Source organism: Bisbaumannia pacifica (genome assembly GCF_007989625.1).
Lineage (GTDB): Bacteria > Pseudomonadota > Gammaproteobacteria > Pseudomonadales > Halomonadaceae > Bisbaumannia > Bisbaumannia pacifica.
Window position 1 is genome coordinate 66,730 of sequence record NZ_BJUK01000006.1, and the last position, 20,790, is coordinate 87,519.

General features: G+C 64.5%; 21 protein-coding genes and 1 other RNA gene. 13 read left to right on the forward strand and 9 right to left on the reverse strand.

The genetic code is table 11. The annotated features are described in order from the left end of the window. Positions 1 to 17: 17 nt before the first annotated feature. On the reverse strand, positions 18 to 2,255 hold the full coding sequence (ybiO, locus tag HPA02_RS03770; protein ID WP_244945851.1) for a mechanosensitive channel protein: 2,238 nt from the start codon (positions 2,253 to 2,255) through the stop codon (positions 18 to 20). 299 nt (positions 2,256 to 2,554) lie between these two features. Between ybiO and HPA02_RS03775 the strand changes: the two genes are divergently transcribed. Both HPA02_RS03775 and HPA02_RS03780 read left to right on the forward strand, forming a co-directional pair. Then, a complete protein-coding gene (locus tag HPA02_RS03775; protein WP_146801749.1) occupies positions 2,555 to 2,944 on the forward strand; it encodes a fluoride efflux transporter FluC in 390 nt (129 codons plus the stop codon). Then, the gene (locus tag HPA02_RS03780) at positions 2,941 to 3,348 is read left to right on the forward strand and encodes a fluoride efflux transporter FluC (RefSeq protein WP_198058097.1); all 408 of its coding nucleotides are present in this window, start codon (positions 2,941 to 2,943) and stop codon (positions 3,346 to 3,348) included. Before HPA02_RS03775 ends, HPA02_RS03780 begins: the two co-directional genes overlap by 4 nt. A gap of 30 nt (positions 3,349 to 3,378) precedes the next feature. Here the strand turns inward: HPA02_RS03780 and HPA02_RS03785 are convergent, their stop codons facing one another. The 4 genes from HPA02_RS03785 to HPA02_RS03800 all read right to left on the reverse strand — a co-directional run bounded on the left by HPA02_RS03785 (position 3,379) and on the right by HPA02_RS03800 (position 7,438). After that, the gene (locus tag HPA02_RS03785) at positions 3,379 to 4,305 is read right to left on the reverse strand and encodes a LysR family transcriptional regulator (protein ID WP_146801750.1); all 927 of its coding nucleotides are present in this window, start codon (positions 4,303 to 4,305) and stop codon (positions 3,379 to 3,381) included. Positions 4,306 to 4,436: 131 nt separating this feature from the next. Further along, positions 4,437 to 6,077, reverse strand: coding sequence for an acyl-CoA synthetase (locus tag HPA02_RS03790; protein ID WP_146801751.1), 1,641 nt, complete (start codon positions 6,075 to 6,077; stop codon positions 4,437 to 4,439). A gap of 75 nt (positions 6,078 to 6,152) precedes the next feature. Next, on the reverse strand, positions 6,153 to 6,962 hold the full coding sequence (locus HPA02_RS03795) for an enoyl-CoA hydratase (RefSeq protein ID WP_146801752.1): 810 nt from the start codon (positions 6,960 to 6,962) through the stop codon (positions 6,153 to 6,155). A 26-nt stretch (positions 6,963 to 6,988) separates the two neighbouring features. Continuing rightward, positions 6,989 to 7,438, reverse strand: coding sequence for an OsmC family protein (locus HPA02_RS03800; RefSeq protein ID WP_146801753.1), 450 nt, complete (start codon positions 7,436 to 7,438; stop codon positions 6,989 to 6,991). A gap of 290 nt (positions 7,439 to 7,728) precedes the next feature. Here HPA02_RS03800 and HPA02_RS03805 point away from each other — a divergent pair, with 290 nt between their 5' ends. From HPA02_RS03805 to folD, 7 genes are all read left to right on the forward strand, one after another. Continuing rightward, complete coding sequence (locus tag HPA02_RS03805; protein ID WP_146801754.1) at positions 7,729 to 9,150, forward strand: dihydrolipoyl dehydrogenase; 1,422 nt, start codon at positions 7,729 to 7,731, stop codon at positions 9,148 to 9,150. A gap of 398 nt (positions 9,151 to 9,548) precedes the next feature. Continuing rightward, entirely contained in the window at positions 9,549 to 10,040 is a 492-nt protein-coding gene (locus tag HPA02_RS03810) for an Lrp/AsnC family transcriptional regulator (RefSeq protein WP_146801755.1), read from the forward strand. Between the two features lie 445 nt (positions 10,041 to 10,485). Further along, on the forward strand, positions 10,486 to 11,664 hold the full coding sequence (locus tag HPA02_RS03815) for a glycine cleavage T C-terminal barrel domain-containing protein (RefSeq protein ID WP_244945849.1): 1,179 nt from the start codon (positions 10,486 to 10,488) through the stop codon (positions 11,662 to 11,664). Between the two features lie 305 nt (positions 11,665 to 11,969). Further along, positions 11,970 to 12,446, forward strand: a complete 477-nt coding sequence (locus tag HPA02_RS03820; RefSeq protein WP_146801756.1) for a methylenetetrahydrofolate reductase C-terminal domain-containing protein — start codon at positions 11,970 to 11,972, stop codon at positions 12,444 to 12,446. Positions 12,447 to 12,448: 2 nt separating this feature from the next. Continuing rightward, positions 12,449 to 13,456, forward strand: a complete 1,008-nt coding sequence (locus tag HPA02_RS03825; protein WP_146801809.1) for a methylenetetrahydrofolate reductase — start codon at positions 12,449 to 12,451, stop codon at positions 13,454 to 13,456. 130 nt (positions 13,457 to 13,586) lie between these two features. After that, on the forward strand, positions 13,587 to 14,462 hold the full coding sequence (gene purU / locus HPA02_RS03830; protein WP_146801757.1) for a formyltetrahydrofolate deformylase: 876 nt from the start codon (positions 13,587 to 13,589) through the stop codon (positions 14,460 to 14,462). A 14-nt stretch (positions 14,463 to 14,476) separates the two neighbouring features. Continuing rightward, positions 14,477 to 15,373 (forward strand): bifunctional methylenetetrahydrofolate dehydrogenase/methenyltetrahydrofolate cyclohydrolase FolD, encoded by an 897-nt coding sequence (folD, locus tag HPA02_RS03835; RefSeq protein WP_146801758.1) that lies wholly within the window; start codon positions 14,477 to 14,479, stop codon positions 15,371 to 15,373. Between the two features lie 116 nt (positions 15,374 to 15,489). On the opposite strand, the gene ssrA is transcribed toward folD, so the two are convergent. Both ssrA and smpB read right to left on the reverse strand, forming a co-directional pair. After that, positions 15,490 to 15,869, reverse strand: a transfer-messenger RNA (tmRNA) gene (gene ssrA, locus HPA02_RS03840). 41 nt (positions 15,870 to 15,910) lie between these two features. Continuing rightward, entirely contained in the window at positions 15,911 to 16,399 is a 489-nt protein-coding gene (gene smpB, locus HPA02_RS03845) for an SsrA-binding protein SmpB (RefSeq protein WP_146801759.1), read from the reverse strand. Positions 16,400 to 16,522: 123 nt separating this feature from the next. Between smpB and HPA02_RS03850 the strand changes: the two genes are divergently transcribed. Both HPA02_RS03850 and HPA02_RS03855 read left to right on the forward strand, forming a co-directional pair. Next, positions 16,523 to 16,960, forward strand: a complete 438-nt coding sequence (locus HPA02_RS03850; RefSeq protein ID WP_146801760.1) for a type II toxin-antitoxin system RatA family toxin — start codon at positions 16,523 to 16,525, stop codon at positions 16,958 to 16,960. Beyond that, positions 16,947 to 17,249, forward strand: a complete 303-nt coding sequence (locus HPA02_RS03855; RefSeq protein WP_146801761.1) for an RnfH family protein — start codon at positions 16,947 to 16,949, stop codon at positions 17,247 to 17,249. Before HPA02_RS03850 ends, HPA02_RS03855 begins: the two co-directional genes overlap by 14 nt. Before the next feature lie 13 nt (positions 17,250 to 17,262). Here HPA02_RS03855 and HPA02_RS03860 read toward each other — a convergent pair whose 3' ends face one another. Next, a complete protein-coding gene (locus HPA02_RS03860; protein ID WP_198058107.1) occupies positions 17,263 to 17,616 on the reverse strand; it encodes an outer membrane protein assembly factor BamE in 354 nt (117 codons plus the stop codon). Between the two features lie 72 nt (positions 17,617 to 17,688). Between HPA02_RS03860 and fur the strand changes: the two genes are divergently transcribed. After that, positions 17,689 to 18,132: a ferric iron uptake transcriptional regulator gene (gene fur, locus HPA02_RS03865; protein ID WP_146801763.1), complete on the forward strand. Its 444-nt coding sequence runs from the start codon at positions 17,689 to 17,691 to the stop codon at positions 18,130 to 18,132. Positions 18,133 to 18,273: 141 nt separating this feature from the next. Here fur and recN read toward each other — a convergent pair whose 3' ends face one another. Then, positions 18,274 to 19,947, reverse strand: a complete 1,674-nt coding sequence (gene recN, locus HPA02_RS03870) for a DNA repair protein RecN (RefSeq protein WP_146801764.1) — start codon at positions 19,945 to 19,947, stop codon at positions 18,274 to 18,276. A gap of 206 nt (positions 19,948 to 20,153) precedes the next feature. Between recN and grpE the strand changes: the two genes are divergently transcribed. Further along, positions 20,154 to 20,771, forward strand: coding sequence for a nucleotide exchange factor GrpE (gene grpE, locus HPA02_RS03875; protein WP_146801765.1), 618 nt, complete (start codon positions 20,154 to 20,156; stop codon positions 20,769 to 20,771). Positions 20,772 to 20,790 lie beyond the last annotated feature (19 nt).

The following is a 20,790-nucleotide window of genomic DNA, read 5'->3' on the forward strand; positions in this document are numbered from 1 at the left end:
TGGCCTGGTTCGCCGCGCTAGTCATGCTCCGTGGAGTTGGGTTTGGCGCGAGGGTCCTCCTCGAAGTGCGGGTCCGGGCCGGCAGTGGCCTGGCCGGCGGGGCGACCGTCGCTATCGAAGGGCTGCTTCATCAGGCGCAGGTTGGCCGGCGGGGCCTCGCCCTCCTTGCCCACCCCGAAGTAGAGGGTGGTGTGCGGGAAGGGGATCTCGATGCCCTTGGCGTCGAAGTGCAGTTTCACCAGGCGGTTGTAGGCGCGCCCCACGGCCCACTGCATGCCTGGCACCGCCTTGATGCGTACGCGGATATTCACCGAGCTGTCGGCGAGGGCGATAACGCCGGCCACTTCCAGCGGGGCGAGGATATTCATGCGGTGTTCCTCGCTGGCGGCCAGCTCGTCGAAGGCCTCCTGCAGGGCGATGATCGCCTCGTCGATGCTCTCCCGATAGGCGATGCCGTACTCGCCGACGTGATAACCGAACTCGCGCATGTAGTTCGACACGGTGTCCACGCTGGAGAAAGGGATCAGGTGGTAGGTGCCGTTGAGGTCACGAATGCCCACCGAGCGGATGCTCAGGCGCTCGGCGGTGCCGGTGATGCCGCCTACCGTGACCACGTCGCCGGTGTTCATGGCGTTTTCCACCTGGATAAAGATACCGGTGATGATGTCCTGTACCAGCTTCTGGGCGCCGAAGCCGATGGCCAGGCCGAGCACCCCGGCACCGGCGATCAGCGGGCCGATATTGATGCCGATCTCGGCCAACACGATCATCAGGGTGAGGGTGAGCATGGCGATGGCCAGGGCATTGCGGAACAGCGTCAGCAGGGTCTTGGCGCGGGCCGAGGGCTCGCCGCTGCCGGTCTCCGGGTTGAGGCGGTGCTCGATCAGGCTGGCCAGGGTCAGCCAGAGGCCGGCGGCCACCACCAGGATCAAGGCCACGCTGACCAGCCGTCCCACCAGGGCGCTCCCCGCCTCGGAGGCGTACCAGGCAGCCAGGTCGAAAGCGCCCCAGGCATTCAGCACCAGCAGCACGACCGCCACCAGGATCACCACCCGGATCACCCGTAGGGCATTGGGCACATAGGCATTGAGGCGGGTTTCCAGCAGCGGCAGCTTGTGGCGCAGCTCCTCAGAGAGGCTGATATGGCGACCGATGGTCTGGGTCAACAGGCTGGAGAGCAGCATGCCCAGGCCGACGATGACCAGGGTCTTGAGGGTGGCCATCAGCACGAAGGGCAGGGCATCCTCGGGACGCAGCAGGGTCAGCGTCAGGACCACCAGGAAGTAGAGGATGGCGACGATATGCCAGGTGCGGGCGAAGAGGTTCAAGGAGATCCGCGTGGCGGTGAAGTCGGACTTCTTTGCCGCCGCCTCGATGGCCTGGCGCAGCTTGAGGCGGTTCTTCAGCACCACCGTCACCGCATAGACAAAGGCCCCCAGCATGATCAGGGTGCCGACGGCCTGACCCAGGGCCGGGGCCAGATAGACATTGATCAGCGGCACGGCGACCAGCAGGCCGTAGCCGGCCAGGCCGATCAACCGGGCGATCCAGCGGTTCCAGTAGGAGGCCTCGGCGGCGGAGATGGGCACCAGGCGCAGCCCTTCGTAATGGGAGGCGAAGAGCATGCGCAGGGCCGCCTTGATCAGCTCGATCACCAGGAAGGCGTTGAGGAACAGCGAGGCCCGGGTGGAGAGCTCACCGGCCTCGCCGACCAGGAAGGTAGCGATCAGGTTACCCCCCAGGTAGGCCAGCGCCACCACCAGCACATCGATGGTCGCGGCGATGGCCACGGCGACCAGCAGGCGTAGTACCGGGGGCGGTCCACCGTCCGCCAGGGACCACTGGCTGAGGCGAGTAAAGGCACCCCGGGCCAGTCGGCGGAAGGCGAAGAACAGCACCAGGGTGGCGAGGATCACCAGCACCAGGTTGAGGCTGGCCGCGAATACCGCCGACATGTCGATGGGCGTCTCGGCCTGGCCGGTGATCAGGTCGTCCAGGGTGTCGGCGACCTGGCCGAGCTGGCTGCCCAGGTCGCCGGCGATCTGACTGGTGCTCTCCGCGAGGCGCCGAGCCAGGGTCGGCTCGCTGGCGGTTGCCGTTTCGGCGGCGGCCGCCTCGGGGTTACCCCCTTCGGCCAGCTGGCGTAGCCGAGTGATCAGCTCGCCGCGACTCTGCTCATTTTCCAGCAGGTCGGCCAGGGTGGCGTAGGGAGTCGTGGGCTCTTGCTGGGCCAGGGCCGGTAGGCCGAGGGTCATCAGCGTGACCAACAGCCAGGCCAGCAGGCCAATTCGGCGCGGATTCGGCACGCTTGCCTCCATGTATAAGCGTGAATGGGTGCGATACGGCCCGTCGGGACGAGCGTTCGATCATCTTGGCTTGCCATGTCGCAAGGCACAAGCCGGTCGCGGCCGGCTTGTGCCGCGAAGTGACTATACTCGATGGCAATGTCGACCCTTTGGCAAGCGAGCGGTACCCTTCGCCACCCCTTCGCGGGTGGCGCTTTCTATGCTGGCGCGGGTAGCATTGGCGCCATCGCGAGAACGGGAGATCGGGCATGGGAGCCGGGCCAAGCTTGCTGCTGGTGGTGCTGGGGGGTGTCCTGGGGGGGATGGGGCGTGTCTGGCTCGGCCAGTGGGTGGGGCGTCATGCGCCCAGCGAGTTCCCCTGGGGAACCCTGGTAGTCAATCTCCTCGGGGCCCTGGCGCTGGGCGGCATCGCGGCGCAGGGAAGCGCGGGCGGTGCGCTCTGGCTGCTGCTGGCCGTCGGCCTGCTGGGCAGTTTCACCACCGTCTCTTCCTTCGCCTACCAGACCCTGACCCTGCTGCGCGGCCCCCGCCCCGGCCTGGGCTGGCTCAACCTGGTGATGACCCTGGCGCTGGGGCTCGCCGCCCTGATGTTGGGCCATGCCCTGGGCGTTGGCCTGCTCGCCCCGGGGGCGGCATGACCCAGGGGCGGCTGGTGATGGCGGCGGGACTGGGCAGCGGCCTGGGGGCGCTGCTGCGCTATGGACTCGCCGTGCTGCCATGGGGCTCGGCCTTCCCCTGGGCGACCCTGCTGGCCAACGGCCTCGGCGCCTTGGTCATGGGGCTGATCGCCACCCTGGCGCGGGTGCCGGGGCGCTGGCGGCTCTCGCCCATGGCCCAGCACTTCTGGCTGGCCGGCGTCTGTGGTGGCTTTACCACCTTCTCGCTATTTAGCCTGGAAGTGGTCGAGCTCTGGCAGGGGGGCGCCACCGGCCTGGCCGCGAGCTATCTGGGCGGCTCGGTGGCGCTGTGGCTGGTCGGCGCCTGGGTGGGCATCCTCCTCGGCGAGCGGCTCAAGGCGCGCTGGCGCCTGCCGCGGGGCTAGGACGACCCGGCAAGGCACTGAATCCGCGGCTTAAGCGCGCCCCGCTTCTTCCAGCAACCAGTCACGAAATTCGCCGGCAATCGAGCGCTCCTGGCTTGGGCCGGCACTGACCACGTAATACGCCTGGTCGCAATCCAGGGGGCGGTCGGCCAGCACCACCAGCTTGCCGGCGGACAGCTCCGCCCGGTGGAGCTCCCGGCTGCCAAGCAGTGCGCCCTGACCGGCAATGGCCGCCTCCATCGCCAGCAGGCCGTTGCCGAAGCGAAGCTCGCGCAGGGTTTCGCCGTCAACCCCCTGCTGCCTGAACCAGGCCTTCCAGCCGTAGGGCTCGTTCAGGCGGGTCAGGGTGCCGTCGCAGAGTAGCGGCAAGCCGCGCAGTGCCTCGATATCGTCCACGCTGGCGGCCAGCTCCGGCGCGCAGAGCGGCACCAGGTCCAGGCTCAGCAGGCGCCCGGGCTCCAGGTCAGCGTAGTTGCCATAGCCAAGGCGCACGGAGACGTCGATGCCCGCGCGCTTGAGGTCGGCGGCGGCGAAGGTGCTCTCCCGGGCGCGATCCACCGTATGCAGGCTCGCCTGCAGCCGCACTTCGGCGTCCGGGCAACGGGCATAGAAGCGATGCAGGCGCGGCACGATCCACTTGGTGGCGAACAGCGGTTCGGCGCATACGGTGACGACCAGGCGCTCTTCGCCATAGCAGCGAATCTTGTCCACGGCGCGCCCCAGCGCCTGAAACCCCTCCTGCAGCTCCGGCAAGGCACCACGCGCGGCCGGCGTCAGGCTGACCCGACGGTGGTGACGAACGAACAGCTCGACGCCGAGGTGCTCCTCGAGTGCCTTGATCTGGTGGCTGATCGCCGCGGGTGTGACATTGAGCTCCTTGGCGGCGGCGGCGAAGCTCTTGGTGCGCGCGGCGACCTCGAAATAGGAGAGGGCGATCAGGGGAGGGAGTCGTGACATAACCAGTGCTCGCATGAAGGGCGGTGGTCACCGGCCCGATCGAGTGACCCGGTGAAGGGTCACTATAAGCGTTGATCGGGCGAACGCCATACTGCTCACTCGGGGCCGTGTCGGTGCTTCCCCCGTTCAACTCATGCCGGCTGACCGCTCTCGAGTCGCTGGCGCAACTGGAACTTCTGGATCTTCCCGGTCGAGGTGGTCGGCAGCCGGGTGAAAATCACCTTCTTGGGGGCCTTGAAGCGGCTGATGTTCTCCTTGCAGAAGCGGATCAGTGCTTCCTCGCTCAACTCGCTGCCGGGGCGCAGCTGGACGAAGGCGGCGGGGACTTCCCCCCACTTCTCGTCGGCCATCGCCACTACCGCCGCCAGCTCGACGTCGTCGTGGCGCTGGATGACCTCCTCGACCTCCAGGGAAGAGATGTTCTCTCCGCCAGAGATGATCACGTCCTTGAGTCGATCACGAATCTTGACGTAACCGTCCGGCTCCACCACGGCGAGGTCGCCGGAGTGGAACCAGCCGCCGGCAAAGGCTTCCCGGGTGGCGGCCTCGTTGCGCAGGTACCCCTTCATGACGATATTGCCGCGGAACATGATCTCGCCCACCGTTTCGCCGTCGGCGGGGACGGGCGCCAGGGTGGTCGGGTCCAGCACCACCAGGTCTTCCTGCAACGGGTAGGCGACGCCCTGGCGCCCGTTGAGCCGAACCCGCTCCTCCGCGGGGCGCCGGTCCCAGTCGTCCTGCTTGGCGCACACCGCTGCCGGACCGTAGGTCTCGGTCAGGCCGTAGACATGGGTGAGTTCGATGCCGAGGGCTTCCATCCGCGCCAGCACCGACGCCGGGGGCGCCGCGCCGGCGATCAGCCCCGCCACGGGATGGGCGATCGGTTCCTGAGCCGCCACCGCGGCATCGGCGATCATCGAGTGGACCACGGGAGCGCCGCAGTAGTGACTGACCCGGTGCCGCCGGATCGAGTCCAGGATCACCTCCGGGTCGACCCGGCGCAGGCAGACGCTGGTCCCGCCGATCGCCGCCAGCGTCCAGGGGAAGCACCAGCCGTTGCAGTGAAACATCGGCAGCGTCCAGAGGTAGACCACCTCGGCGGGCAGCGACCAGGAGAGCACATTGCTGACCGCATTCAGGTAAGCGCCACGATGGTGGGTGACGACGCCCTTCGGGTTGCCGGTGGTGCCGGAGGTGTAACCCAGCGCGATCGCGTCCCACTCGTCGGCCGGAAGCTGCCAGTCGTCCAGCGCCGGCTGCTCGGCCAGCAGCGCCTCGTACTCCAGGTCGCCGAGGAAGCGCTCCGCGCCCTGGCTCGGGTCGGAGACGTTGATCACCCGGGGCGCCGGCCCGTCCATCCGGGCCAGGGCCTGGTCGACCACATCCGCGTATTCGGGGTCGACCAGCAGCAGCCGCGACCGGCTATGGTCGAGGATAAAGGCGACCGCTTCCGCATCCAGGCGAATATTGATCGCATTGAGCACCGCTCCCACCATGGGCACTCCGAAGTGGGCCTCGTACATGGCCGGAACGTTCGGCAGCATGACCGCGACGGTATCCCCCCTGGCGATGCCAAGGCTCCTTAACAGGGAAGCGAGTCGACGACAGCGGTCATAGGTCTGCCGCCAGCTGTGCCGGGTCTCGTGATAAATCAACGCGGTCCGGTCGGGATACACGGCGGCGGCCCGCTTGATGAAGCTCAAGGGGGACAGCGCCACATGATTCGCCGCCGTCTTCTCGAGCGCCCCATTGAAATGGCAAATATCGTTCATGGATTAACCCCTGTTATTTTAGGGAAGGGCTTATCACCCGGACAGCGGCACGAGCCATTAGCCGTTCGGCCGTCCTCAAGGATCCCGACGGCCCGGCTGCTCCCAGACGGGCTGTCGCTTGCCGAGGAAGGCGTCGATCCCCTCGCCGGCATCGGGGTTCATCATGTTGTCGGCCATCACATGGCCGGCAAACTCATAGGCATCGGCCAGGGCCATCTGACGCTGGGGATGGAACATGGACTTGCCGAAGCGCACCGCCGCCGGGCTCTTGCCGAGGATCTGCTCCACCTTGTCCGCCACGGCGGCGTCCAGGTCGTCGTCCTCGGCGACGCCGCTCAGCAGCCCCCACTCCAGGGCCGTGTCCGCATCGATGAAATCGCCCGACACCAGCATGTCGAATGCCCGCTTAGGCACGATGCAGCGTGACAGCGCCACGGCCGGGGTCGAGCAGAACAGGCCCACGTTGATGCCCGATACCGCGAAGCTGGCCGATTGGCCGGCGATGGCCAGGTCGCAGCTGGCTACCAGTTGGCAGCCCGCCGCCGTGGCCATGCCCTGGACCTTGGCGATGACCGGGACCGGCAGTTCGACGAGGCTCTGCATCACCCGGCTGCAACGGCGAAACAGCGCCTGGTAATAGGCCTTGTCGGGGGTGGCGCGCATTTCCCGCAGGTCGTGCCCGGCGCAGAACCCGCGTCCCGCGGCGCCGATCACCACGCAGCGCACGGCCGGATCGTCGGCGATCGCCTCCAGCTCCCGCTGCAAGGCGGTCAGCATCGCTTCGGACAGGGTGTTGAACTTCTCCGGACGATTCAGCGTGAGATACACGGCCCCACCCTTGTCCTCCCTGAGAAGAATGTCGTCCATGGTGTGACTGGGACTCATAGAGGCCTCCCGACAGAGCTGGCTGATTAACGGTGGTTGATCGTCACCTCGGCGGTGATCGAGTGGCGGATAAAGCAGTTGCGGTGGGCACCGTCGTGCATTCTCGATATCGCGTTCTGGTCGGGCACCTTGTCGCCACCGAAGGTGATGCGCGGCGACAGTTCGACACGCGTGACCTCCATGCCCTTTTTATCATTGCGTTCCAGATAGCCGACCGGGTCGTCCTCATAGGAGTCTACCCGGTAGCCCTGAAACTCGGCGATGGCGAGAAAAAACAGCATATGACAGCTGGACACGGCGCTCACCAGCAGCTGTTCGGGGTCGGCACAGCCCGGGTCACCCTTGAACTCGACCGAGGCGGAAACGTCGACCTGCTGATCGCCGCTCAGCGTAACGCGATGATTACGCGAGTAGGTGTCTGGATCGCTGGGATGGTTGGCACGTTGCCAACGAATGACGGACCGATGGGCTGACATAGGCAAACCTCCTGAGCATGCCCGCAGGCTAAGCGACCCAGGAGTCCTTCGTAAAACGACGATTGCTAACCAGAAAGGTTAGTCCCGCTAATGTGAAATCGAGTCGCTTCTACCATCGCTGGCCAGTCGGCAGCGATATGAAGGGAAAATACGAAGTCTCGGTGAGTGATATGGGCAGAGATGAATGACAAAAGGTAAGTCAAACGCTTAGGAACTATCACTTTACCCCCGCGACGGCCCCCGCTTAGCCTGCAGGGGTCGTGACGTCATGTGGGATGGGGTGATTGATCATGAAGACCAGGAATGTGGAATATGCCATTATCGGTGCCGGCACCAGTGGGTTGGGCGCCTATGCGACGATCAGCCGCGAGACCGACAGCCTGGTAATGATCCAGGATGGCCCCTACGGCACCACCTGCGCCAGGGTCGGCTGCATGCCCAGCAAGCTGCTGATCACCGCCGCCGATTACGCCCATCACCTGCACACCAGCGATTGCTTCGGGGTGCCCGCCTCGGGGCAGGTGGACGGCCGCCGGGTGCTGGAACGGCTGCGCCGAGAACGAGACCATCGCTTCGTCGCTCGCAACCTCGGCTACGTCGACAAGATTCCGGCGCATCACAAGCTCGAGGGGCGAGCTCGCTTTATCGGCCCGGGCCGGCTGATGGTGGGCGAGTCGGTCGAGGTCAGGGCGGAGAAGATCATCCTCGCCTGTGGCTCCCGGCCGGCGATCGGCGCGGTGTTCGAGCCCGTGATGTCCCGGGTCCTCACCAGCGACACGATCTTCGAGCTGGAGGACCTGCCCCGTTCGGTCGCGGTGATTGGCATGGGCGTCATTGCGCTGGAGCTGGGCCAGGCCCTCCATCGATTGGGGGTCAAAACGACCCTCTACGGCCGCTCCGGCCGAATCAACGCCCTTACCCACCCGACCATGCAGCGCCGTGCGCTCGATCTCCTCGCCGGCGAACTGGATATCCACCCCAGCGGCCGGGTGCTGAGTACCTGGGAAGACGCGGAAGGCGCCTGGATCGAGTATGAGTCGTCGAACGGCCAGCGCATCACCCGGGTGTTCGAACGGGTCCTGGTCGCCACGGGGCGGGAGTCCAACCTGGACCGGTTGGGGCTGGAGCAGGCGGGCGTCGACGTCTCCGAGTCTGGCGCGGTGCGCTTCGACCCACAGACGATGCGCTGCGGTGACCTGCCCCTCTTCATTGCCGGGGATGCCACCGATGACCTGCCGGTATGGCATGAAGCCTACGACGAGGGACGCATCGCCGCCGGCAATGCATTGAGCTATCCAGACTCGACGCCGGCGGTGCGTCGGACGCCGTTGATGGTCTTCTTCACCGATCCCCAGATCGCCGTCATTGGTCAGAGCTTCCGGCAACTTCAGGGTCGCGAGATCGTGATCGGTGAGCTGCCGTTCACCAGCCCCCGCCATGTGGTCTGGAACAAGGTGCAAGGGCATATCCAGGTCTATCTGGACGCACACACCGGCACTATCCTCGGTGCCGAGCTGCTGGGACATCAGGCCGAACACCTGGCACACCTGCTGGCCCTGGCCATCACGCACGGCATGACGGCGGAGCAGGTACTGGCGATGCCCGTCTACCACCCCAGTGCCGAAGAGCTGCTGAGAGACGTCTTGATCGATGCCCAGAAAAAACGCAGGCGCCACGAAGCGGAGAAGGAGAGCCTTAGCCTATCGCCTTAGGCTATCCACCCGCGTTCGGGCAGTCCTGCATCCAACCAACAAGGGCAGGCCCGGAGCGGCGTGAGACGTCGCTTCGCGCCGTCCCGCCTGCTGGGCCATCGCCGCCATATCGCCAGCGATCCGCCCTGGGGTTCTTCCTTTACGGCGCAAGGCAATATGCTATCGTGCCCTTCGAGTCGTCGGGTACTGCGACGCTCTTCCGTGGTCGGCCAGCATCGGTAGATTCCTGGCCTCTGGCGGAAGGTGGCCTGGGGGCGTCCATGAATATCTCGACTATTATATTCATGGAATGCAGGTTTTGTTGTGTTGCGACTCGTCGTTGCCACTCTTGCCGAGAAGGCTTACCTCACTCCTGAATCAGTCATGCCCACAGGAACGACAATGAAGGCTGAGAATCAATGAGGAAAGTTGCCATCGATGCGGCGGACATTCGTATTCTGCGCGCACTGCAGCTGCATGGACAGCTTAGCAAGACCAAGCTCTCGGAAATCGTCAACCTGTCGCCGACGCCATGCTGGATTCGCTTTACCCGGTTGAAAGAAGCCGGCCTGATACGCGGGTATCACGCGGATATTGCTATCGATAAGATTGCGAACTCTACCACGGTAGTGGTGACCGTTTCGCTCGAAGGCCATCGAAAGTCCAATTTCACGCGTTTCGAAGATTATATCGCTCGAGTCGATGAGATCGTCGAGTGCATGGCGACGGGGGGCGGAATGGACTATGTCTTGAAGGTCGTGGCGCCTAGTCTTTCCGCCTTTCAAAATGTCATGGATCGGCTGCTTTCGGAAGAGCTGGGCATCGCGCGTTATATGACATATATCGGTACCCGAGAGATAAAGTCGACACAGCTCAATCTCTCCAGCCTGATGGCTAACCACGACGACTAGTTTCTCCCTCCTCGCCGAGTCTCTCTCCGCGCGGTAAGCGCCACGCCCTGGCGCGCGACAACGCAGGCGGGTGGGCTTCCCCACCGTTATGCGGCCTTTCCTATGGGTGCATGAAATAACTTCATATTTATCATGTGGTTGAGTGACTTTTGTGGCGATGGCGACCTGCCGTCGTCGAGCTTCCGTCCGCCCCTGGGGCTCGTCGTCCGAGGGCCGTCGCTTGTCGGCCGGGACGACCGGTGGTGGCGCTGTTGAAGACGGCGGGGTCGCATCCGGTTGGGGCTAGGCTAAACGGTCTGCGGCCGGCCGAATCTTGGCCCGTTCATGCTGGTTTCTGTTCGCTTTTAGGCCGACTTTCAATGTCGCCTGGGTCTATAGTCAGCGGTGCCGAATAAGTGAGTTCGAGCAGCACAGTGAGTTCTATATCACAATAAAGGTAGCTGTCATGACAAACGTCACGCCCAGCAATGTAGTCAAGATGGAAAAGAAATCTGATTTCGGGTTCGGGACACAAATCCGAAAGTCTCCCTACTTCGATGCGACGGTACGTTGGGGGGCAACGGCCTTTTCGGTATATAACCACATGTATATCCCGCGTGACTTCGGCGACCCGGAGCAGAATTTCTGGAACCTCGTTAACGATGCGATCCTTTGCGATGTTGCCGCCGAGCGTCAGGTGGAAATCACTGGGCCCGATGCGGCTCAGTTCGTGCAGCTGCTGACGCCGCGTGATCTGTCGGAGATGGCCGTCGGGCAGTGCAAGTACATTCTTATCACCAATGCCGATGGTGGCATCCTGAATGACCCCATTCTGCTGCGTCTGGCAGAGAACCACTTCTGGATCTCATTGGCCGATAGCGACATCTTGTTGTGGGCCCAGGGCGTGGCGATCCACTCCGGTCTCGAGGTGACTATCCGCGAGCCCGATGTGTCTCCCTTGCAGTTGCAGGGGCCGAAGTCCGGCGAGATCATGAAGACCCTCTTCGGCGAGGGCATCATGGACCTTCGCTACTACTGGCTTCGCGAGCTGGAGCTCGACGGTATTCCGCTGATCGTCTCGCGTACCGGCTGGTCTAGCGAGCTGGGCTATGAGCTGTATCTTCAGGATGGCTCCCGCGGCGACGAGCTGTGGGAGAGAATCATGGCGGCGGGGCAGCCCTTCGGATTGCAGCCCGGACACACCTCCTCCATTCGCCGTATCGAAGGCGGGATGCTCTCCTACCACGCCGATGCCGATATCGGTACCAACCCGTACGAGCTGGGGATGGAGCGACTGGTGAACCCGGATATGGAAGCCGACTTCATCGGCAAGGCGGCCCTGCAGCGTATTCGCGAGAATGGCGTGAGCCGCCAGCAGGTGGGCCTGGTGATCGACGCCGCGCCGCTCAAGGGGCCGAATACCTCCTTCTGGTCGATCAGTCACCATGGCGAGGTCGTCGGCAAGGTCACGTCCGCGGTCTACTCCCCGCGGCTCGAGCAGAATATCGCCCTGGCCATGGTGGCCGTTGAGCATGCTCGCCTCGGAACCGAGCTGGAAGTCCAGACCCTGTCGGGGCCGGCGAAGGCGCGGGTTGTCGAAAAGCCCTTCTTCGACCCCAAGAAGAAGATCGCCGTATCCGCCTGAGGAGCGATCTATCGGGCGAGCGACCGGGGGGATGCATGAGGCGCCGTCAAGTCGCGTTAGGAGGCCCGGGATCGCCAGCCGAGATGACCGGGAGGGGGCCCGGGCCATCTCGGCAAGCCAGGGCCCACCCCGTACCGAGGCCGTGGGATCTGGTGGAAGCCGGTGACCGTCAAGCGGCGCTCGCCGAGTGGCCCCTCCTCGATGGGGGCATTCGGGTCCTGGGTGAGCGATCCACCAGGGAGGTGTCATGAACCCAGGATGCAACAATTGGCTCCACGGCGGTGCTGCCGTGGCAGGAGACGCTTGTGTATTCCCTTCGTTTATGGGCCGCACGACACGCGAGAGTGTTTGAGCTCACCTATCGGGCCTTCGAGCCGGTGGTCGTCAAGCTGCATCCGCTGTGGAAGTCGGTGGGTTATCGGCGTGCAGAAAAACCGATGGGCAAGCTGGAGAGGCTCTGCAAGGGGCTGCTGTTCGACTGCCAGATGTGCGGTCAGTGCGCTCTCAGTGCGACCGGCATGTCCTGTTCCATGAACTGCCCCAAGACCATGCGTAATGGCCCCTGTGGTGGTGTCCTGCAGAACGGGAACTGTGAGGTCTACCCCGAGAAGCGCTGTGTCTGGGTGGAGGCCTGGGAGGGCAGCCGCAAGATGCGAGGGGGCGATGCGATACGGGTGGTGCAACTGCCGGTCGATCATCGCCTGAAGGGGAGTTCGTCCTGGCTGCGCGTGGCGCGTGACGCATCGGAATCGGGCGAACGACATCGGGAGGCTGCGAGGTGAACATGACTATTGGCGTCGATCATGACAAGCGGGTATCCGATGGGTTGGGCCATAGCTCTTCCGGACGGCTGGAGCGTGTGTTGAGGGCCGGGCAGTTTGCCGTCACCGCGGAACTCGCGCCTCCTGATTCGGCGAACCCAGAGGAGGTCTATGCCCGGGCCCGTGTATTCGACGGGTACGTGGATGCCATGAACGCCACCGATGGATCCGGGGCCAACTGTCATATGTCCAGCGTGGCGATGTGTGCGCTGCTATCGCGGCGGGGTTACGAGACGGTAATGCAAGTCTCCTGCCGCGACAGGAACCGGATTGCCATACAAGGAGATGTCCTGGGCGGGGCGGCGCTTGGTATCAACAATATCCTCTGCCTGACGGGGGATGGCGTCCAGGTAGGGGACCACCCGCAAGCCAAGCCGGTATTCGATCTGGACTCCATGTCGCTATTGGAGACGGTCGCCGGGTTGCGCGACAAGCAGGTCTTTGCCAGCGGAAGAGCGCTCAGCGATCCACCGAGGGTCTTTCTCGGTGCCGCGGAGAACCCCTTCGTGCCGCCTCACGGCTTTCGGCCCCATCGGTTGGCGAAGAAGATCGCGGCGGGGGCTCAGTTCATTCAGACGCAATACTGCTTTGATCTGTCTCGTTTTCGGGCCTTCATGGATCAGTCCCGGGATCTTGGGCTGCTTGATAAGTGCTTTATTCTTCCTGGGGTGGGCCCGCTGGCCTCGGCGAGGACGGCAGAGTGGATGCGCAGGCATGTCCCGGGGGTACATATTCCGGATGCCATTATTCGGCGATTAGAAGGGGCCAGGGATCAGAGAGTGGAGGGACGAAATATCTGTATCGAGCTTATCCAGCAGCTGCGAGAGATCGAGGGGGTCAGTGGCGTCCATGTGATGGCCCACCGGCAGGAGGCCTATGTCGCAGACATCATCGAGAAATCGGGCGTCTTAGGTGACCGAGCACCATGGTCTCCCTCTTGCAATAAAGCGTTGGAAAAACAGCATGCCTAATGTCGCGGAATAAAAACTCAGCCAGTAAACAGCCTGATATCTCGCCCACAGTCATGCTGGCCAGATAGTAGGGGCAAGGTGGCTATCCGACGTGCCGTAAAACAACCATCGAAGTATAGGGGTTCCTGTTATGAAAACCTCCCTGGATCAGAACAATCAATTCGTCCTCACCGTCAGTTGCGAAACCGGGACGGGTATCGTTTCCGGAATCACCTCATACCTGTCAGAACGTGGCTGCAATATCGTCGAGCTGGCACAGTTCGATGACAAGGTCACCGGCCAGTTCTTTATGAGAAGCGTGTTCAGCATTCTTCCGGACGCTCAGCATGCCTTCGAAGACCTGCATGCCGGGTTCGTCGATGTGGCCGAAAAGTTTGGGTTGGACTGGGCAATGCATGATGCCCTTCGGCCGACCAAGGTGTTGATCATGGTCTCTCGGTTCGACCACTGCCTCGTCGACCTGCTCTATCGCCATCGCAAGGGTGAACTGAATATCGAGATCACCGCGGTGGTGTCCAACCACCTGGATCTGCGTCCGATCGCCGAGCGGGAAGGCATTCGCTTCGTTCACCTGCCGGTGACACAGGAGACCAAGCCCGAAAAAGAGGCCGAGCTGCTCAATATCGTCAACGAAACCGGCACCGAGCTGGTGGTGCTGGCGCGCTATATGCAGGTGCTGTCCGATAGCCTGTGTGAACGGCTTCATGGCAGGGCCATCAATATCCATCACTCCTTCCTGCCCGGCTTCAAGGGGGCCAAGCCCTATCATCAGGCGTTCGAGCGTGGCGTCAAGCTGATCGGGGCCACCGCGCACTACGTGACCGCCGACCTGGACGAAGGCCCGATCATCGAGCAGTCCGTCCAGCCGGTAAACCATGCCTACTACCCGGAAGAGCTGGTTGCCTTGGGGCGGGATACCGAAACGGTCGCACTGGCACGGGCCGTGAAACTGCATGCCGAGCATCGGGTTTTCCTGTCGGGCAACAAGACCGTCATTTTCAAGTAGTCGCGGAGGATGTCATGGCCCAATTAATCGACGGGAAACGGCTCTCGAACCAGGTGCTTCAGGACGTTGCCTGTGAAGTCGAGCGCCTCCGGAGCGAGCATAACGTAGTGCCGACGCTCGCCGTGGTGCTGGTGGGTGAGGATCCCGCCAGCCAAGTGTACGTGAGAAACAAGGTGAAGCGAGCGAAAGAGGCGGGGATGGGGTCCATCCTGCATCGTCTGGATGCCGGAACCACTCAGGGGGAGCTGAATCGGCTGATCGATCGGTTGAATCATGACTCCCAGGTGCACGGTATCCTGGTGCAGCTGCCCCTGCCGTCACACCTCGATGAGGACGAGGTGATCGCCGCCATCAATCCGGCCAAGGACGTCGATGGCTTTCACCCGCTCAATGTCGGAGCGCTCGCCGCCGGGCAGGCATCGCTGGTGCCATGCACGCCCCAAGGCTGCATGATCATGCTGCATCGGGTCATGCCCGAGCTGAGGGGGAAGCATGCGGTAGTGGTGGGGCGCTCCAATATCGTCGGCAAGCCGATGGCGGCACTGCTGTTGCAGGCAGACTGTACCGTGACCATGGCGCATTCGCGCACGCAGGAGATCGAGTCGCTGTGTCGCAACGCCGATATCGTGATCGCCGCCGCCGGCCGGCCGGGGCTCGTCGGGGCCGACTGGATCAAGCCCGGCGCGACGGTCATCGATGTCGGTATCAATGCCGTCGAGGTGGAGGGCACGAGAAAGCTCGTGGGTGACGTGGCGTTCGATGCGGTCTCTCGCACGGCGGGGGCCATTACCCCGGTGCCCGGTGGCGTGGGCCCGATGACGATCGCCTGCCTGCTCCTGAACACGACGCGTGCGGCTAGGCAGCAGTTGGCGAGCCTCGCGCCGCCGCGACCCTCCGTCAGCTGCCCCTAGCGTGTACCCGGCAACGGCAACGGCCCCGCCAGGAAGCCGGCGTCCGTACACAAGAAAGGGGCCCGAAGGCCCCTGTTCTTGCGGTTTCTGGCGTGTCGTGCCATGAAACCTGTGGTTGGTGGAGGCGGCGGGGATCGAACCCGCGTCCGCCGGCACTCGCCTATCAGCTCTACATGCTTAGTTTCGTCTTTTGATTTAACACGGCTGGCTCCGACGAGCAGGATCCAGACGCGCGATTCTTCGAGAGTTTAACGACCGGCGTGAAGACGTCACCGGACGCGATCCCATCAGTCTTGGCTCGTATCCCCTCGGCGATGAATGGGCACATCGCGTTGGGGCCGGACAAGAAGCTAACAGCGTTTAAGCTGCCAGCGCGCCCTGAGCGTAGTTTTCGTCGTTTGCGACTATTTAATTGTGATGTTGGATTTACGAGATACATCACGCTCTCGGCATGCACCTCAAGGGTTGTCACCGGCGTCGAAGCCATGTCGCCCCCATAACTGGGCATTCTATCAGCTTGCCCGAGGTTATGACAGCCTAGGCCTTGGCATGTTCCCGCATGATGCGACCCTTTTGACGATTCCAGTCGCGATCCTTCTCGGTGGCCCGCTTGTCATGCAGCTTCTTGCCGGTCACCAGGGCCAGTTCGCACTTCACCCGGCTACCCTTCCAGTAGAGCTTGAGGGGGACGCAGGTGTGGCCCTTGTCCTGGGTGCGCGAGAAGATCTTGGCGATCTCCTTCTTGTGCAGCAGCAGCTTGCGGGTACGCGTCGGATCGGCGATCTCGTGGGTGCTGGCGGTGTTCAGCGGGGTGATATGACAGCCCATCAGCCAGGCCTCGCCGCGCCGCACCAGGATATAGGTGTCGGTGAGCTGGGCCTTGCCGGCGCGCAGGCTCTTGACCTCCCAGCCGGCCAGCGCCAGGCCGGCCTCGAAGGTCTCGTCAATATGGTATTCGAAGCGCGCCTTCTTGTTCTGGGCGATGACATTGCTGCCGGGGCCCTTGCCCTTGCCTTTCTTGGCCATGGAACCTCGTGTCGTGATCTAGCGTTAGCTGGCCCCTCCGACAGGGAGGGAAGCGTGATACCATTCGAGCAAAACAACCACTCATGATACGCCCAGGGCCCTGTAAAGTCAGCGGAGAGGTAGATGCCTACGGTCAATCGGTCCGCCCTCGTGCGGCACTCCCCCCAGGCCATGTTCGATCTGGTCAATGATTTCGAAAGCTACCCGGAGTTCCTGCCGGGCTGTCGCTATGCCCGGCTGCTGGAGCAGGACGAGGCCCATCTGGTGGGGGAACTGACCCTGGCCAAGGCGGGCATCGAGCAGAGCTTCACCACCCGCAACGACCTGCATGCCCCGGAGCGCATCGAGCTCTCCCTGGTGCGTGGCCCCTTTCGCCGCCTGCAGGGGCGCTGGCTGTTCACGCCGATGGGCGAGAATGCCTGCAAGGTGAGCCTGGAGCTGGAGTTCGAGTTCGCCAGCCGGCTGCTGGGCATGGCCTTCGGCCGACTCTTCCAGCAGGTGGCCGGCCAACTGGTGGACTCCTTCACGCGTCGCGCCGACGACCTCTATGGCCGCTACTGAATCGCTGAGCATCGAGGTGGCGTTCGCGCTGCCGGAGAAGCAGCGCATCGTCGCCCTGGACGTGGCGCCGGGCACCACGCCTCGCCAGGCGGTGCGGTTATCGCGCATCCATGAGCAGTTTCCCGAGCTGCCCGCCGAGACCTTCGAGGCGGCGCAACTGGGCATCTTCGGCAAGGCGCTGCGCGACCCCGAAGCCCATGCCCTGCGGGAGGGCGATCGGGTCGAGATCTACCGCCCCCTGCAGATCGACCCCAAGGCGGCGCGGCGGCAACGGGCCGCCGGAGGCTGAGGTGGCCGGGGAGTCACTCCCCGGTGGGCAGCTCGATATCTCCGGAGAGGTCGCCCTGGGTCGTCACGTCCGCCAGGCGGTCGTTGACGAAGGTCAGGGTGACCCGGCGCTGCTCCACGCCGCCATAGGCCTTGTCGAGGCGGAACACATAGTCCCACTGGTCGGCATCGAAGGGGGCCTCCAGTAGCGGGCTGCCCATCAGCTGGCGCACCTGGCTACGGCTCATGCCGGGTTGCAGCCGTTCCACGACGCTCTGCTCCACCAGGTTGCCCTGGGGCAGGTCACGCTTGTAGACGCCGAAATAGCTGCAGCCGCTGACCAGGGTCAGGGCGACGGAAAGGGTGACTGTTTTAATCAGCTTTTGCATTTGCGCCTGTTCTTCACTATCGTTGATTTGGTCGATCATACCCGACCCTACACCTTACTGCGAAGAGCAACCATGGCCGACCAGAACCATGAATTGCGCAAGGCCGGGCTCAAGGTGACCCTGCCGCGCGTCAAGATCCTGCAGATCCTCGAGAACACCAGTGACCGTCACCTGAGTGCCGAGGATGTTTACAAAGCCCTGTTGGACGCCGGTGAGGACGTTGGCCTGGCCACCGTCTACCGGGTGCTGACCCAGTTCGAGTCCGCCGGCCTGGTAATGCGTCACAACTTCGATGGCGGTCACGCCGTCTTCGAGCTCTCCCATGACGAGCACCATGACCATATGGTGTGTCTGGAAAGCGGTGAGATCATCGAGTTCTTCGATGAGACCATCGAGCGTCGTCAGCAGGAGATCGCCGAGGAGCACGGCTTCGAACTCGTCGATCATGCCCTGGTACTCTATGTGCGCCCCAAGGGCTCCAAGGCGACCCGCCAGGAAGGCATCCAGAAGAAGTAAGCGGACCGCCTCGCCCTGATATCGCTCGGCCCCGATCCTTGATCGGGGCCGAGTGCGTTTGGGCTGGGGCGTGGCGGAGTGGCCTCGATGGCGCGGGCGCTGGCGGGGCATCGAGAGCCGCCAGCCAGCGCTCCTGGCTACCTAGTGGTGCGGACGCTGGCTGGCGTCGAGCATCTCTCGGGCATGGGCCAGGGTCTGGTCCGAGAGATTTACCCCACCCAGCATCCGCGCCAGTTCGCGTACCCGGCCGGCGCCATCCAGCAGCGCCATACGGGTCAGGGTGGTGTCACGCTTGGCCTGCTTCTCGATATGCAGGTGCTGGTGGGCCTGGGCGGCCACCTGGGGCAGGTGGGTCACCGTCAGCACCTGGCCCGCGGCGCCCAGGCGCTTGAGCAACTGGCCGACGATCTCCGCGGTGGCGCCGGAGATGCCCACGTCGACCTCGTCGAAGACCAGGCTGGGAATGGTGGAGTGGCTGGCGGCCACGACCTGGATGGCCAGGCTGATCCGCGACAGTTCGCCGCCGGAGGCCACCTTGGCCAGGGGGCGGGGCGGTTGCCCCGGGTTGGCGGCGATCAGGAAGGCGACGCGGTCCAGGCCCTCGGCGGCGGGGGCCTCCCGCTCGCCGACTCGCACCTCGAAGCGGGCCTTGCCCATGGCCAGGAAGGTCAGTTGCTGCTGCACCGCCTTGGCCAGCCGGCCGGCGGCCTCGCGACGTGCCTTCGACAGGGCCTTGGCCTGCTGGCGCCACCGTTCGCCCAGGGTCTCCACCTCGGTGGCGAGTTGCTCCAGGTCCCCTTCGCCGCCCTCCAGGCCGCCCAGCTCCGTCGCCAGGCGCTGGTGCAGCTCGGTCAGTTCCTCGGGCAGGCAATGATGCTTGCGGGCGATGCGATGCACTTCGCCCAGGCGGCCATCCACCCAGGCCAGACGCTCCGGGTCCAGCTCGGTGGTATCGGCGAAGCGCTGCAGTTCGCGGCTCGCCTCGCCGACCTGGATCTGCGCCTCCTCGAGCAGGCCCAGGGCCTCGGCCAGGGCGCCGCGATCGCTGCCCGGCAGCACGCTCAGGCGGCTGGCCGCCTGGTGCAGCAGGGCCAGGGCACCGCCTTCGTCGTCGTCGCAGCACTGGGCGGCGAACTGCGCCTCACGCAGGCTCTCCTCGGCATGGGCCAGGGTCTCCTGTTCCTGTTCTAGGGTCTCCAGCTCGCCGTCGGCCAGGGCCAGGGCATCGAGCTCATCCACCTGGTAGCGCAGCAACTGGCGTCGGGCGGCCAGTTCCTCGCCGCTCTCGGCCAGGCGCTTGAGGCGTCGGCGACTGGCCTGCCACTGGCGGAAGGTCTCGGCCAGCTCGGCGGCGGCGCCGGCCTGGCCGGCGAAGTCATCGAGCAGGCTGAGGTGGGTCTCCTCGCGCAGCAGCGCCTGGTGGGCGTGCTGGCCATGCACCTGGATCAGGCGCTCGCCGAGGCCGCGCAGGTCGGCCACGGTGGCGGGCTGGCCGTTGATCCATGCCTTGGAGCGACCATTGGCGGTGACTACCCGGCGCAGTAGGCAGTCGTCGGCGGGCAGGTCCCGAGCCTCCAGCCAGGCGCGCGCCTCGGGCAGGGCGCTGATCTCGAAGCGGGCGCTGAGGTCGGCGCGCTCGGCGCCGTGGCGCACGCTGCCGGCATCGGCGCGCTCGCCCAGGCACAGCCCCAGGGCGCCCAACAGGATCGACTTGCCGGCGCCGGTCTCCCCGGTAATGGCGGTCATGCCGCCACCCAGGTCCAGTTCCAGGTCGTCGACGATGGCGTAATCGTGGATCGCAAGCTGCACCAGCATGGCCTATTCCTCCCTGGGTCGTGCGGCGGGACCGGCGAGTCAGTCTGTTCTTTTATACAGTGTTTTATACAGTAGCCCAAGGGCGACGACAATGCTCCCGCGATTCCTCCCTTGAGATCGCCGCCGGCATCCCCATATCAGGGAGCAACTCAAGCTCAACCCCAAGCGTGGTGGCTTCGCGCCGCCGCCGACGTCAGGAGATACCCATGGCCAAAGACCCGCAGACCCCACTGGACGAGGAACTGATGCGCCAGGAACGGGAGGCCGAAGCGCAGCCCGTGGAGGGCGAGGTGGAGTCCGCCGCCGAGGCGGTCGAGCAAGCCGAGAGCCAGGGCGAGCCCAGCGACAACCCCGAGGCCGAGGTGCTGGCGGCCCGGGTCGAGGAGCTGGAGCAGGGCCTGGCCGAGGCCAAGGATCAGGCCCTGCGTGCCGCCGCCGAGGCCCAGAACGTGCGCCGCCGTGCCGAGCAGGAGGCGGAGAAGGCGCGTAAGTTCGCCCTGGAGAAGTTCGTCAAGGAGCTGCTGCCGGTGGTGGACAGCCTGGAGAAGGCCCTGGAGGCCATGGACGAGGAGGCCAGCGAGGCTCACCGCGAAGGGGTGGCCATGACCCTGAAGATGCAGCGCGATGTGCTGACCAAGTTCGGCGTCGAGATGGTGGAGCCCGCCGGCGAGCCTTTCGATCCACAGGTGCACGAGGCCATGGCCATGGTGCCCAACCCCGAGTTGGAGCCCAACACCGTCATGGACGTGATGCAGAAGGGCTATCTGCTCAACGGGCGCCTGGTGCGCCCGGCCATGGTGGTGGTCAGCCAGTCCGTCGGTTGAGCCGCAAGAGGGGGCTTGA